Source organism: Mesorhizobium sp. M0491, from assembly GCF_040321265.1.
In the GTDB taxonomy this organism is placed as follows: domain Bacteria; phylum Pseudomonadota; class Alphaproteobacteria; order Rhizobiales; family Rhizobiaceae; genus Mesorhizobium.
In genome coordinates, this window is the sequence record NZ_JAMYRE010000037.1 from 27,982 (window position 1) to 42,674 (window position 14,693).

Annotated in this window: 10 protein-coding genes; 9 read left to right on the forward strand and 1 reads right to left on the reverse strand. The window is 63.4% G+C overall.

The genetic code is table 11. The features are described from left to right. Nucleotides 1-33: 33 nt before the first annotated feature. From ptsP to NKI69_RS31670, 8 genes are all read left to right on the forward strand, one after another. Entirely contained in the window at nt 34-2,304 is a 2,271-nt protein-coding gene (gene ptsP, locus NKI69_RS31635) for a phosphoenolpyruvate--protein phosphotransferase (RefSeq protein WP_013529460.1), read from the forward strand. A gap of 10 nt (nt 2,305-2,314) precedes the next feature. After that, on the forward strand, nt 2,315-3,394 hold the full coding sequence (prfA, locus tag NKI69_RS31640) for a peptide chain release factor 1 (RefSeq protein WP_352723278.1): 1,080 nt from the start codon (nt 2,315-2,317) through the stop codon (nt 3,392-3,394). Then, nucleotides 3,387-4,262, forward strand: coding sequence for a peptide chain release factor N(5)-glutamine methyltransferase (prmC, locus tag NKI69_RS31645; protein ID WP_352723279.1), 876 nt, complete (start codon nt 3,387-3,389; stop codon nt 4,260-4,262). Before prfA ends, prmC begins: the two co-directional genes overlap by 8 nt. Nucleotides 4,263-4,565: 303 nt before the next feature. After that, nucleotides 4,566-5,516: a DUF4167 domain-containing protein gene (locus NKI69_RS31650; protein ID WP_352723280.1), complete on the forward strand. Its 951-nt coding sequence runs from the start codon at nt 4,566-4,568 to the stop codon at nt 5,514-5,516. Between the two features lie 219 nt (nt 5,517-5,735). Next, entirely contained in the window at nt 5,736-8,342 is a 2,607-nt protein-coding gene (gene clpB, locus NKI69_RS31655; RefSeq protein ID WP_352723281.1) for an ATP-dependent chaperone ClpB, read from the forward strand. Nucleotides 8,343-8,457: 115 nt separating this feature from the next. Continuing rightward, nucleotides 8,458-8,823, forward strand: a complete 366-nt coding sequence (locus tag NKI69_RS31660; protein ID WP_352613281.1) for an MmcQ/YjbR family DNA-binding protein — start codon at nt 8,458-8,460, stop codon at nt 8,821-8,823. 148 nt (nt 8,824-8,971) lie between these two features. Further along, a complete protein-coding gene (locus tag NKI69_RS31665) occupies nt 8,972-10,477 on the forward strand; it encodes a L,D-transpeptidase family protein (protein ID WP_352613283.1) in 1,506 nt (501 codons plus the stop codon). 220 nt (nt 10,478-10,697) lie between these two features. After that, nucleotides 10,698-12,257: an MFS transporter gene (locus NKI69_RS31670; RefSeq protein WP_352723282.1), complete on the forward strand. Its 1,560-nt coding sequence runs from the start codon at nt 10,698-10,700 to the stop codon at nt 12,255-12,257. A 6-nt stretch (nt 12,258-12,263) separates the two neighbouring features. Here the strand turns inward: NKI69_RS31670 and NKI69_RS31675 are convergent, their stop codons facing one another. Next, nucleotides 12,264-14,231 carry a M23 family metallopeptidase gene (locus NKI69_RS31675; RefSeq protein ID WP_023811173.1) on the reverse strand — a complete coding sequence of 656 codons (1,968 nt, stop codon included), beginning with the start codon at nt 14,229-14,231 and terminating at the stop codon, nt 12,264-12,266. Between the two features lie 253 nt (nt 14,232-14,484). Between NKI69_RS31675 and NKI69_RS31680 the strand changes: the two genes are divergently transcribed. Then, nucleotides 14,485-14,693, forward strand: a 209-nt coding sequence (locus NKI69_RS31680) for a hypothetical protein (RefSeq protein ID WP_352723284.1), incomplete at its 3' end; no start/stop codon positions are given.

Genomic DNA, 14,693 nt, shown 5'->3' on the forward strand with positions numbered 1-14,693 from the left:
GCGGGCAGAATGCCCATTGGAGAACAAGCCGCGATGCGTGATCAGGCCAGTGGCCCGCGCGTTTTGCTCAAACGGCTCCGCGAGCTCATGCAGGAGCCGCTGGAGCCGCAGGAGCGGCTTGACCGGATTGTGCGCGACATCGCCTCCAACATGGTCGCGGAAGTCTGCTCGCTCTATGTGCTGCGCGCCGATTCGGTGCTCGAACTCTACGCCACCGAAGGTCTGAACCCGAACGCCGTCCATTTGGCGCAGTTGCGGCTGGGCCAAGGTCTGGTCGGCACGATCGCAGCCAGCGCGCGGCCGCTCAACCTGTCCAATGCGCAGGAACACCCTGCCTTCGCCTATCTGCCGGAGACCGGGGAAGAGATCTACAACTCGTTCCTCGGCGTGCCGGTGCTGCGGGCAGGGCGCACGCTGGGCGTGCTGGTGGTGCAAAACAAGACCATGCGCCACTACCGCGACGACGAGGTCGAGGCGCTGGAAACCACCGCGATGGTGATCGCCGAGATGATCGCCACCGGCGATCTGGCGCGGCTGACCCGGCCCGGCCTCGAACTCGATCTGCGCCGTCCTGTCAGCTTTACCGGCCTGTCCTTCAATGAAGGCGTCGGGCTCGGCCATGTCGTGCTGCACGAGCCGCGCATCGTCGTCACCAATCTGTTCAACGAAGACAGCGAGGAAGAGGTCCGCCGGCTCGAGACCTCACTCAGCTCGCTCAGGCTGTCCATCGACGACATGCTGGAACGCCGCGACGTCGCCTTCGAAGGCGAGCATCGCCAGGTGCTGGAAGCCTATCGCATGTTCGCCAACGATCGCGGCTGGGTGCGGCGGCTGGAAGAGGCCATCCGCAACGGCCTGACGGCCGAAGCGGCGGTGGAAAAGGTGCAGAGCGACATGCGCGCCCGCATGCTGCACATGACCGATCCCTATCTGCGCGAGCGGATGAGCGATTTCGACGACCTCGCCAACCGCCTGCTGCGCCAGCTGATGGGGCGCGGGCCGGAAGATGTCGCCGCATCGCTGCCGAAGGATGCCATCATCGTTGCCCGTTCGATGGGGGCCGCCGAGCTGCTCGATTATCCCCGCGACAAGATGCGCGGGCTGGTGCTCGAGGATGGTGCCGCGACCAGTCACGTCGTCATCGTCGCGCGTGCCATGGGCATCCCCGTCGCCGGCCAAATGAAGGGCGCCGTTTCCATGGCGGAAAACGGCGATGCCATCATCGTCGACGGCGAAGAGGGCGTGATCCATTTGCGGCCGCAGCCAGATCTCGAGGCCGCCTACGCCGAAAAGGTGCGTTTCAGGGCGCGCCGGCAAGAGGTCTACCGCGAGCTGCGCAAGAAGCCGTCGACGACCAGAGATGGTGTCCAGGTCGATTTGCTGATGAATGCCGGTCTTGCCGTCGACCTGCCGCAGCTTGCCGAAGCGGGTGCGGCCGGCATCGGCCTGTTCCGCACCGAACTTCAGTTCATGGTCGCCTCGACATTTCCCCGGGCCGAAGCCCAGGAAAAGCTCTACCGCGACGTGCTCGAGGCGGCGCGCGGCAAGCCGGTCACCTTCCGCACCATCGATATTGGCGGCGACAAGGTGCTGCCCTATTTCAAGGGTGCGATCCAGGAAGAGAACCCGGCGCTTGGCTGGCGGGCGATCCGCCTGACGCTCGACCGGCCAGGGTTGCTGCGCACCCAGATCCGCGCTTTGCTCAAGGCCAGCGGCGGCCGCGAATTGAAGCTGATGCTGCCGATGGTGACCGAGCTGGGCGAGATCGCCCAGGCACGCGAGATCATCGACCGCGAGGTGCGGCATTTGTCGCGCTTTGCCCATCATTTGCCGACCAGCCTGAAGCTGGGGGCGATGTTGGAAGTGCCGTCGCTATTGTTCCAGCTTGATGAATTGATGAAGGCGGTCGATTTCGTCTCGGTCGGTTCTAACGACCTGTTCCAGTTCGTCATGGCCGTCGACCGCGGCAACACGCAATTGGCCAACCGCTTCGACACGCTGTCGGCGCCGTTCCTGCGGGTGCTCAAGCAGATCGCCGATGCCGGCGTCCGCAACCATACGCCGGTGACGCTGTGCGGTGAACTGGCAGGCAAGCCGATCTCGGCGATGGCGCTGATCGGACTCGGTTTCCGCTCGATCTCGATGTCGCCGGCCTCGATCGGTCCGGTCAAGGCGATGCTGACGGAACTGCCGCTGGACGAGTTGAAGGCGTTTTTCGACGACAATCTGATGGCTCCGGCACAGGGCTTGCCGATGCGGGCGCTGCTGCAGGCCTTTGCCGACGACCGTTCGATCCCGTTATAGCAGCCTCATCATGGTCAATTTGCCCCGCGATCGTATGGATCAAGTCGTCAAGCGTTTCGAGATGCTCGAAGCGCAGATGTCGGCCGGCCCGGCGCCGGAAGCCTATGTGCGGATGGCGTCCGAATATGCCGAAATCCAGGACATGGTGGCCAAGGTCAGGGCGCTGCGCCTGGCCGAGCATGAGCAGGCCGACCTCGAAGCCATGCTTGCCGACAAGGGCACCGATGCCGAGATGCGGGCGCTCGCCGAGGCCGAGCTGCCGGAAGTCGAGGACCGTATCGAGGCGCTGCAGAAGGACATCCAGATCCTGCTGTTGCCCAGGGATGCCGCCGACGACAAGAACGCCATTCTCGAAATCCGCGCCGGCACCGGCGGTGACGAGGCCGCGCTGTTCGCCGGTGACCTGTTTCGCATGTATGAGCGCTACGCCGCCGAACGCGGCTGGCGTTTCGAGACCGCCTCGGCCAGCGATGGCGATGCCGGCGGCTACAAGGAAATCATCGCCACCGTGTCCGGCAAGGGCGTCTTTGCGCATCTGAAGTTCGAATCCGGCGTGCACCGGGTGCAGCGCGTGCCGGCGACCGAGGCGAGCGGGCGCATCCACACCTCGGCGGCAACCGTCGCGGTGCTGCCCGAAGCCGAAGAGGTCGACATCGACATCAGGGCCGAAGACATCCGCATCGACACGATGCGTGCATCGGGTTCGGGCGGCCAGCACGTCAACACCACCGATTCGGCCGTCCGCATCACCCATCTGCCGACCGGCATCATGGTCGTGCAGGCGGAGAAATCGCAGCATCAGAACCGCGCCAAGGCCATGCAGATCCTGCGGGCCCGGCTCTATGATCTGGAGCGCGGAAAGGCCGACGAGGAGCGTTCCGAATCGCGCAAGTCACAGGTCGGTTCCGGTGACCGCTCGGAACGCATCCGCACCTATAATTTCCCGCAAGGCCGCGTCACCGACCACCGCATCAATTTGACGCTCTACAAGCTCGACCGGGTAATGATGGGCGAACTCGACGAGATCATCAACGCGCTGATCGCCGATCACCAGTCGAAATTGCTCGCCGACATCGGCATCGATGACTGACCTGCCCGATGCACTCGGGCCGCTGCTGCGGGAAGCGCAGGCTCGGCTTGCCGCTGCCGCTATCGATGATCCGGCGCTCGATGCGCGGCTGATCGTCGAGCATTTTTCGGGCACGACGCGCACGCAAGCCATTGCGGACCCCGAACGCAGGCTCGGCGCCGGCGTTGTTGCCGAAATCGATGCCGCCTTGAGACGCCGCGCTAGCAGCGAACCGGTGCATCGCATCCTCGGCTATCGTGAATTCTACGGTTTGCGCCTGTCGCTGTCGCCGGAAACGCTGGAGCCGCGGCCGGATACCGAAACGCTGGTCGAGGCAATATTGCCCTTCGTCAAGGCAGTTGCGGCGCGGGAAGGCGAGTGCCGCATCCTCGATCTTGGCACCGGCACCGGCGCCATTGCGCTGGCGCTGCTCAGTGTCGTGCCGACGGCTAACGCCACGGGCGTCGATCTGTCCGCGGGTGCGCTGGCGACGGCGGCGCGCAATGCCGGGCAACTGGGTCTTGCAGGCCGGTTCACGGCGCTGCAGTCGGACTGGTTCGAAAAAGTTTCCGGCCGGTACCATGTAATTGTCGCAAACCCTCCCTATATAACCACGGAAGACATTGGAAATCTGCAGGACGAAGTCCGCAATTTCGACCCGCGCCTGGCCCTGGATGGCGGTGCGGACGGTCTGAACCCCTACAGAACCATCGCAGCGGAAGCGGCAAGGTTTTTGGAAACTGAAGGCAGGATTGCGGTCGAGATCGGCCATACGCAACGCAACGAGGTCTGCGAGATATTCGCTGCAGCCGGCTACGTGTCGGGCGGTGCTTTTCGTGACCTCGGTGGAAACGACAGGGTTGTTGTCTTTGAAAGGATAAAGCCTTGACGCAGTGCAAAAAAGCGCTTGGCAATGCCGGGGAATGCGGCTAGGGTCGCCTTAACCGGATGAGACGAAGCAGGCAGTGCTCTTAGCGATTCGGTTTTCCTTGGAAATAGCTGCCTTCTTGCGCAAACGATGCCCAAGCTTCGTGCGGGAATCGTCCGGCAAGTGATGTAACCGGAACAGGATGGCACGTGGCGCCAACGCAATCGATGCGGGCGAACGCCGGTGAAGAGACGAAACGGCTGGCTGCATGAGCGCCTCCGTTCGTGAAGAGTTTTTCGAAAATTTCAAAATGAAGAGAGTTTGATGAGGCCACAACAGCAGAACAGGCGCATGCGCGGTCGCAACAATAGTGGCGGCGGCGGTGGTAACAACAACAACAACAATAACAACAACAACCGCAAGGGGCCTAATCCCCTGACGCGCAACTACGAGAGCAATGGCCCGGATGTGAAGATCCGCGGTTCGGCTCAGCAGATCGCCGAAAAATACGCCACCCTTGCCCGCGATTCTCACAGCTCCGGCGACCGGGTCATGGCGGAGAACTATCTCCAGCACGCCGAGCACTACAATCGCATCATCGCGGCCGCACAGGCGCAGATGCCGATCCAGAACGCGCAGCAGAATCGCGACGATTTCGACGATGACGGCGACGAGGATCGCGACGATTTCGACAATGGCGGCAACAACAACAGCAACACTGTTTCCGACGTCCAGATCCCGGTGATCAACCATGGCGCCGGCCCGCAGCCGGTCATCGAAGGGACGCCTGCCGAGGTTGCGCTCAACCGGGAAGGTGGCCGCGAGGCCCGTGATAACAATGGCGGGCGCAACAATGGTGGCCGCGACAACAATGGCGGGCGCCATCGCGATCGTCGCCCCAATGGCGGTTATGGCCAGAACGGCCAGCGCGACTTTGGTTCACCCGTGGAACAAGGTGGTCAGCCTCAGGGCAACGAGACCCCGGTTCAGGGCGAAGCCGTTTCGCCGACCGAATCTGTAGCGCCGGCCGAACCGGCTCCGTCGTTCGAGAATCTTTCCCCAGCAGGTCTTGCCGCCCAGGCCGAACTCAACGAGGCGGCCGCCGAAAGCGGGGCTGCCCGTCGTCCGCGTCGTCCGCGCCGCCCGCGCGTCAACGCCGATCAGGTTGATGGCGGTAGTGACAATGCCAATTCCGTGGCCGATGCCGGCGAGGCGGCTGCGGCCCCGGTCGACAGCGGCAACGCCCAACCGGTCAACGTCGATACCGACAGCTGATCGAACGGCATTTCAAGGCATTGAACGGCGGAGAGAAATCTCCGCCGTTTTCGTTTGGGCGGCGGTGCAATATTATGAAGTTGCCGATATCGAGACGTCTTGAGGGTTCGGGACCTGTGCACCATATCAGCCTCAACTGGACCCGGCTCGAATGGGCGGGTCCGTCACCGCAATCGGATCCGGTGCCGCAAAGCGGGCCGGTGATGGAAGGAGACAGATATGAACCTCGAGAAATACTCAGAGCGTGTGCGCGGCTTTATCCAGTCCGCGCAGACTATGGCACTTTCCCGCAACCACCAGCAATTCACCCCTGAACATATCCTGAAAGTGCTCGTCGACGACGATGAGGGCCTGGCGGCGTCGCTGATCGAACGCGCCGGCGGCAACGTCCGCGACGTCAAGCTTGGCGTCGAGACGGCGCTCGAAGCGATGCCCAAGGTCGAGGGCGGCAATGGCCAGCTCTATCTGGCGCAGCCGCTGGCAAAAGTGTTTTCGACCGCCGAGGAACTGGCCAAGAAAGCCGGCGACAGCTTTGTCACGGTGGAGCGGCTCTTGCAGGCGCTCGCCATGGAGAAATCGGCCAAGACCGCCGACATACTGGCCAAGGCCGGCGTCACCGCGCAGGCGCTCAACCAGGTCATCAACGATGTCCGCAAGGGCCGCACCGCCGATTCGGCGAGTGCCGAACAGGGCTACGACGCGCTGAAGAAATACGCGCGCGACCTGACCGCGGATGCCCGTGCCGGCAAGCTGGACCCCGTGATCGGCCGTGACGACGAGATCCGCCGCACCATCCAGGTGCTGTCGCGCCGCACCAAGAACAATCCGGTGCTGATCGGCGAACCGGGCGTCGGCAAGACGGCGATCGCCGAGGGCCTGGCGCTGCGCATCGTCAATGGCGACGTACCGGAATCGCTGAAGGACAAGCAACTGATGGCGCTCGACATGGGCGCGCTGATTGCCGGCGCCAAATATCGCGGCGAGTTTGAGGAGCGGCTGAAGGCCGTGCTCTCCGAAGTCACCTCGGCCAACGGCAACATCATCCTGTTCATCGACGAGATGCACACGCTGGTCGGCGCCGGCAAGGCGGATGGCGCCATGGATGCGTCGAACCTGTTGAAGCCGGCTTTGGCGCGCGGCGAGCTGCACTGCGTCGGCGCCACCACGCTCGATGAGTATCGCAAGCATGTCGAGAAGGATGCAGCGCTTGCCCGCCGCTTCCAGCCGGTGTTCGTCGACGAGCCGACGGTGGAGGACACCGTTTCGATCCTGCGCGGCCTGAAGGAAAAATACGAGCAGCACCACAAGGTGCGCATTTCGGATTCGGCGCTGGTGGCGGCGGCGACGCTGTCCAACCGCTACATCGCCGATCGCTTCCTGCCGGACAAGGCGATCGACCTGGTCGACGAAGCCGCATCGCGGCTGCGCATGCAGGTCGATTCCAAGCCCGAGGCGCTGGACGAGATCGATCGCCGCATCATGCAGCTCAAGATCGAGCGCGAGGCGCTGAAAGTCGAGACGGACGATGCTTCGAAGGACAGGCTCGCCCGCCTGGAAAAGGAACTCGTCGGCCTTGAGGAGGAATCGACCGAGATCACCGCCAAATGGCAGGCCGAGAAGCAGAAGCTCGGGCTTGCCGCCGATCTGAAGAAGCAGCTCGACGAGGCGCGCAACGACCTTGCCATTGCCCAGCGCAAGGGTGAATTCCAGCGCGCCGGCGAGCTTGCCTATGGCAAGATCCCGGAGCTGGAAAAGAAGCTGAAGGAGGCCGAGGCCCAGGACGGCAAGGTCGGCATGGTCGAAGAGGTGGTCACCCCCGACCACGTCGCCCATATCGTCTCGCGCTGGACCGGCATTCCGGTCGACAAGATGCTGCAGGGCGAGCGCGACAAGCTGCTGCGCATGGAGGACGAGATCGGCAAGCGCGTCGTCGGCCAGGGCGAGGCGGTGCAAGCTGTCTCGAAGGCTGTGCGGCGCGCCCGCGCGGGCTTGCAGGATCCGAACCGGCCGATCGGCTCGTTCATGTTCCTCGGGCCGACGGGTGTCGGCAAGACCGAGTTGACCAAGGCGCTGGCGAGCTTCCTGTTCGACGACGACAGCGCGATGGTGCGCATCGACATGTCGGAGTTCATGGAAAAGCACTCGGTCGCCCGGCTGATCGGCGCACCTCCCGGCTATGTCGGCTATGAGGAAGGCGGCGCGCTGACCGAAGCGGTGCGGCGCCGGCCTTATCAGGTCGTGCTGTTCGACGAGATCGAGAAGGCGCATCCCGATGTGTTCAACGTGCTGTTGCAGGTGCTCGACGATGGCCGCCTGACCGATGGCCAGGGCCGCACGGTCGACTTCCGCAACACGCTGATCATCATAACGTCGAACCTCGGCGCCGAATCTCTCGTCAATCTCGGCGAGGATCAGGACGTCGATCTGGTTCGCGACGAGGTGATGGGTGTCGTCAGGGCGTCGTTCCGGCCGGAGTTCCTCAACCGCGTCGACGAGGTGATCCTGTTCCACCGGCTGCGCCGGCAGGATATGGGCCGCATCGTCGAGATCCAGCTCAAGCGGCTGGAGAGCCTGCTTGTCGATCGCAAGATCACACTTTCGCTGGACCAGGAGGCGATCGATTGGCTGGCGGCCAAGGGCTACGACCCTGCCTATGGCGCGCGACCGCTGAAGCGGGTGATGCAGAAGGAATTGCAGGACCCGCTGGCGGAGAAGATCCTGCTCGGCGACATCCTCGACGGCTCGACCGTCAAGGTGACAGCCGGTTCCGACCGGCTGAACTTCCGCTCGAAACCGACGATTGTGGCGGCGGAAGTGGCAGCCTGATCCAAAGCCGCGCGTCCATCCCGGACGCGCGGCTTTTTAGGTCTTTGTCATATGCATGTCGTTCTCCCAAAATCGGGGCCACTTTTGGGCGACATGCGCAAAAAAGCGGGCGCGGATGACACTGGACGATTACAACAGCTTCTGCGCCTCGCTGCCCGCGACGAGCCATGTCGTCCAGTGGGGCGGCGCCCATGTCTGGAAAATCGGGGCCAAGGTCTTCGCGATCGGCGGCTGGGACCAGGGCCAGCAGCTCTTCGTCACCTTCAAATGCTCCGATATCGCCTATGACGTGCTCAAGGAGCAGCCGGGCCTGCGGCCCGCGCCCTATCTTGCCTCGCGCGGCATGACATGGATCCAGCGTCGGACAAGCCAGAGCATGGATGATGCCGCGCTGAAGGACTATTTGCGCGAGAGCCATCGCCTTGTAGCCCTGAAACTGACCAAGCAGGCGCGCAAGGAATTAGGACTTGCCGCAAGCTAGTCTATATTCCTCGAGGCGCCGGAAAACCGCCATCTTCATGCCCGGTTCATGTTGGAACCATATGGTGGGTAACTGGTTTGCTGGCGAGGGGCTTCGCCAGAGAACAATGCCGGGCGGCGGCAATTACGGACCGGAGAGTTTCGCCACTATGCTGCGTACGATCTTCACCCTTTCGGTACTTGCCGGCGGGCTTTTGTCTGCCAATGCAATCGCTGCCCCAACGCAGGACAGCGCACCACCGATTGTCCGTGCCGCCGATACCGGGGGCATCCTTATCGCCCAGGACGGCAATCTCGACATCTACTACGACGCTAGAGGCAACCGCGTCATCGTCGATGCCGATACCGGCAAGGTCATCGCCATCCAGCCGCCGCAGACCCGGCTCGACCGTCGTGCCCTGCGCCGTGAGACACGACTGCGCGAATTGGGCCGCGCCCCCGACGGCGACGACCGCTACTATCTCGACGATCCGGAAGACATGGCGCGGTTCCGCCGCCAGCAGTTGGAAGAGGAAGGCCGCGTTATCCCGCCGCCGGCGGACGAGTACGATCCCTATGGGGACAATTCCGTCGAAGCCTATCCTCCCCCACCGCAGGACGATGGCAGCTACGACGACAATTATCCCGACGCGCCGCAGCCGGCGAAGCCGGGCACCATCAAGCGCCAGCCGCTGAACGAGGCCTCGATAGACCCTGCCCAGCCGGCGATACCCGCCGATCAGGCGGCTCTGCCACCAAAGGCTGGCGACAAAACCACTGTTGCCCCGGCACTTTCGCTGGGAGCGCGCCAGGATGTCGCCGCCCTTCAGGTGCTGCTCGACCGGGGTGGCGCTTCGCCTGGCGTCATCGACGGGCGTTTCGGTTCGAATGTCGACAAGGCGCTCGCTGCCTACAACCAGATCACCGGCGCCAATCTGCGATCGACCGACGCGGTCGCCATCCAGGCGGCACTTGCGCAATCCGGCGGCGATGCCTTCGCCAACTACACGATCACAGCGGAGGATGCGGCCGGTCCCTATGTCGCGTCGATCCCGGAAGACTACAGCCAGAAGGCGCAACTCGACCGCATGGGTTACACGTCGGTGACCGAGGCGCTCGCGGAGCGCTTCCACATGGACGAGAATTATCTCAAAGCGCTCAACCCGGACGTCGATTTCAATCGTCCCGGCGCGACCATCAAGGTCGCCAATTTTGGAAAACTGGTTTCGACGCCGGTGGCCCGCATCGTCGCGGACAAGGACAAGAAAGAGGTTTTCGCCTATGATGCCGGCGGCAGACTGGTCGCGGCCTATCCCGCAACCATCGGCTCATCGGACACGCCGTCACCGTCCGGCATTCACACGGTGTCGCGCGTCGCGCTCGATCCGAACTACACCTACAATCCCAGCATCAATTTCAAGCAGGGCCAGAACGACAAGGTCCTGACCATTCCGCCGGGCCCGAACGGTCCCGTCGGCTCGGTCTGGATCGCCCTGGACAAGCCGACCTACGGCATCCATGGCACGCCGGATCCGTCGAAGATCGGCAAGACCGAAAGCCATGGCTGCGTGCGCCTGACCAACTGGGATGCGCGTGAACTGGCCAAGCTGGTGTCGCCGGGTGTGACGGTGGAGTTTGTCGGCGGACCTTCAGCCGATGATTTTGCGCAGCAGTGAACTGTGAAGTGCGGCGGCATAGACCAGATGCACGATCAGAATGAAACCGAGCTTTCAAGTGGTCGCCTCACCGAAATCCCCGCCGGCTGCGTGTAACGGCGCCAGCATGACTGTGCCATTTGCGCCCTGACAGAGTGCGACCTGGCCAAACGGCTGGTTTCAGCGACAGCAAGCCACTGGCTGGTTGTTGCCGGTGCGCTAGGGGTTTAAGCAAGATTTCATGCATTCACCGAGTAAAGCTGCCGCCGTCCCGCTGACCAGCCCGGTCAGGAATGGGACGTTCTGTCCGCAGTCGCAGCGGCGATTTGTGCTGATCGCGGCAATTCTGGCCTCGGCGCTTGGCTTCATAGACGGCTCGATCCTGGCCATCGCCACACCGGCGATCCGCGTCAACCTCGGCGCCAGCCTTGCCGAGGCGCAGTGGATTTCCAATGCCTATGCGTTGACGCTGTCGGCGCTGATCCTGGCCGGGGGTGCCGCCGGCGACCGATTCGGCCTACGCCGCGCCTTCGTGGCCGGCATTGCGCTGTTCATCGTCGCTTCGCTTGCCTGTGCGCTGGCGCCGAATGCCATTGTGCTGATCGCATTTCGTGCCGTCCAGGGCATTGGCGCAGCGATCATGGTGCCCGGCAGCCTCGCCATCATCGCCAAGGCCTACCCGAAGAAAGAACGCGGCCGCGCTATCGGCATCTGGGCGGCGGCTTCAGCGCTGACCACGGCACTTGGCCCGGTGTTCGGCGGTTTCGTGCTGTCGGCCTTCGGCGACGGCATCTGGCGGGCGATCTTCGCCATCAACCTGCCGCTCGGGCTTATTTCGATCTGGCTTCTGCTGGCCAAGGTTCCAGCCGATACGCCGACGGAGAAACGCAGCCTGGATCTCGGCGGTGCAGCGCTCGCGACATTGGCCTTCGGCGCGCTTGCCTATGGGCTGACCTCGATGAGCGCCAGCGGCGAGGGCCTCATGGCAGGGCCGAGCATTGCCGCAGGCGTCGTATTGCTGGCTGTCTTCATCTTCTTCGAGCTTCGGCAGCGTGAGCCGATGATCGACCTCAGCCTGTTTCGTGTCGGTGCTTTCGCCGGTGCCAATGTGGCGACGTTCTTCCTCTATTTCGCGCTATCGGCCAACCTTTTCTATCTGCCGATGCTGCTGATCGCCGGCTGGGGGCTGAGCACGGCCGAGGTCGGCTTCATCTTCCTGCCTTTGTCGGCAGCGATCGCGCTTTTGTCGGGACCTGTCGGCAAGCTGTCGGACCGGATCGGACCGCGTTTTCCGATCGCCTGCGGCAGCCTGGTAGTGGCTTTCGCGTTTGCCGGGCTGGCCTTGCTCACCTACGCCGGTATCCATAATTTCTGGACCGGAACATTCCCGCTGATGGGGCTGATGGGGCTCGGCATGGCTCTGGTCGTATCGCCTTTGTCGACCGCGATCATGACGGCGGTGGAAGACAAGGACACGGGGGCGGCCTCCGGCATCAACAATGCCGTCTCACGCATCGGCGGTTTGATCGCGGTGGCGGCGATGGGCTCGCTTGCCGCATGGGTTTACGCGAATGCACTGGACGCGAGCGCAACGCCGGGCATCCCAGGATTTGGTGAACCGGCGCCAGCCGGGCTTGCGCCGGCCATCGATGCGGCGAGGCTCGCCGCCAGCGACGCCGCTTTTGCCGCGGTCTCTTCGGTGACCGCGCTGCTTTGCCTGCTTGCGGCTGTCATCGCCTGGACGACCATTCCCGGTGAGCGATTGCCATGGCCGCGACAGGCCGAAGATACGCCAGGCTGAAGCGGGTCAACCGTCGATCTTGGCGCTCGCAACCTTCAGCGAATCGCTGTCTTCCTGCTTCAGCAGTTCGTCGATGCGCTCGCGCTCGCGCTTGAAGGCAACGAGGTCATCGCCCTTCAGCACCTTGCCGACCGGCAGGCGGACACGCATCGGATCAACCTTGGTGCCGTTGACGATCAGCTCGTAGTGAAGATGCGGGCCGGTGGCGAGGCCGGTCTGGCCGAGAAAGCCGATGGTCTGGCCCTGGCGGACGTGCACGCCCGGTTCGATGCCTTTGGCAAAGGCGCTCTGGTGATTGTAGGACGTTTCGTAGCCATTGGCGTGGCGGATGATGATCTGCTTGCCGTAACCGCCCGCCCAGCCGACCTTCTCGACCGTGCCGTTGCCGGCGGCGATGATCGGCGTGCCGATGGGGGCTGCCCAGTCGACGCCGGTGTGCATGCGGACATAGCCGAGGATGGGATGCCTGCGGGCGCCGAAACCGGAGCGGAATTTCCCGGCGGGCAGGGGATTGCGCAACAGGAACTGCTCGGCGCTCGAACCGTCCTCATCGAAATAGTCGGTGCCGCCGTCCTGCATCTGGAACCGGTAGAAGTTGCGGGTCTGGCCGCCGAACGTCGCCGAGACGTAAAGAAGCTCGGAGTTGTCCGAGGTCTGGTCGTCGCCGTCGGGCTGCGAGAACAGGACTTCGATGCGGTCGGCGGGGCTGAGGCGGGACTGGAAGTCGACGTCGGACGCCAGCAGCTTGATCAACCGCTGCGTCATCGCCTTGGACATGCCGTAGGAATAGGCAGCGCGGTAGATGCCGTCATAGACGTTGGGCAGGTTGCCGCGCACCACGACCGGCGCCGACGAATCATCGAAGGCTGTCAGCAATTCGGGGTTCGGATCCGGTTCCTGCGCCGGCACATACTGGCCGCGATCGTTGAGCGCGATGGTGACGATGTGCTGGGTCCGGTCATAGACGCTGGTGCGCACGACCTTGGCGGCATCGCCGTGAACCTCGAGGCCGACACGCAGTACGGTTCCAGCCTTGAGCGCCGTCGCATTGAGCAACTTGGCGATGGCTTCGGCCATTCCGGTGGCATCTTCACCTGTGTAGCCCGAATCGGCAAAAGCCTCGGTGACGTCGAGATCCTTGGTGAAGGGGATGATTTCCTCGGCAAAAGCCGGCGCCTGGTCGTCAACGGTGGCTCGGGGCGCCACCGAGACATTTTCCGGCACGATCTTGACGTCGTAGGAGCCGGCCATGCTCTCGGCAAAAGCTTCGCCGAATCGCTGCGGGTCGACATAGTGGAGCGAAGCGACCTGCACCGCGCCGTCGCTGAGGTCGGTGCCGGCTTCGCGCACCACCTTTTCCACCTCGTCGGCGGAGAGGTCGCTCTTTTCGTCGAAGGAAGCCGTGTCGATCGGAAAATCGACGGTCTTCAGGCTCATCTCGCTTTCGACCTTGGCGCCGTAGATCTGGCCGGAAGCGGCGGAGGCCGTCGCCGGCTGGGCATTGTCGTCGCTGTCGTCGCCGAACACCTGCATCGGGTCGAAGGGTGGGTAGGCGCGGCTGGTGGTGTGGCCGGCGGCAAGGGCCATCTTGATCTGCACGAAAGGCATGGTGTGGATGACATCGCGGTCGCCGACCTTGGTGACCATCGACACTTCCATGCGGCGGCGGTCCTTGGCCTTTGCGATCTGACGCGGCGCCACCAGCCTGGTGGTCTTGGCGACTTCACCGGAATCCCCGTTGCCGGCAAGGCTGATCAACTCGGCGATCTCGGGTGGGGTGGCCAGCTGCTGGCGGCCGTCAAGGGCGGCGAACAGCGCCACGCCCATCAGCACGCTCGAGGTCACGCCAGTGAGAAATGTTCCCGACAGCCAGCGTGCAGAAACCTCGCGCCGGTCGGGCGGGCCGCTGCGGCCATCCGCGATAAGCGGCGGCTCGTTGCCGAGTTCGGCTATGACATCTTCCGTGTCTGGCATCCAGAAAGGCTGCTTCTTCCCCGGGCGGAACGGCTTGTCGCTTTTGTTGTGGCCGTGACATTTGCCTGTCATGGCAGGTGAAGTCAACGAAGCGCCAGGCTCCGAACGAATTGCCCCCAAGCACTTCTCTTATAGAGCGCTCTACCAGGCGGGGCGGTGTACCTTCTCTGCAAGGCCCATCGCACACTCCTATATAGGAGGGCTCATAAGAGAGCCGCTGCTCCGTCGGCGGCGCCCACTTTCGTTGGCTTTGGTGTCGAACGGCAATGCGGCGGCAATAGGGCTCCTTCCTGGCCGTTCAATCGGTATTGCCAGCGTTCCCCTGGGGCAGTCGGCTATCGACAGATCAGGTCCGAAATTTCTGTCGCAAAAACTTCAAAAACATTGTCGATGTGTGTTGACAGTTGTCGAGTGTGGCGACTATATACGCCTCACGAACGAGGGCGGCTCGCCGCTGGCGAC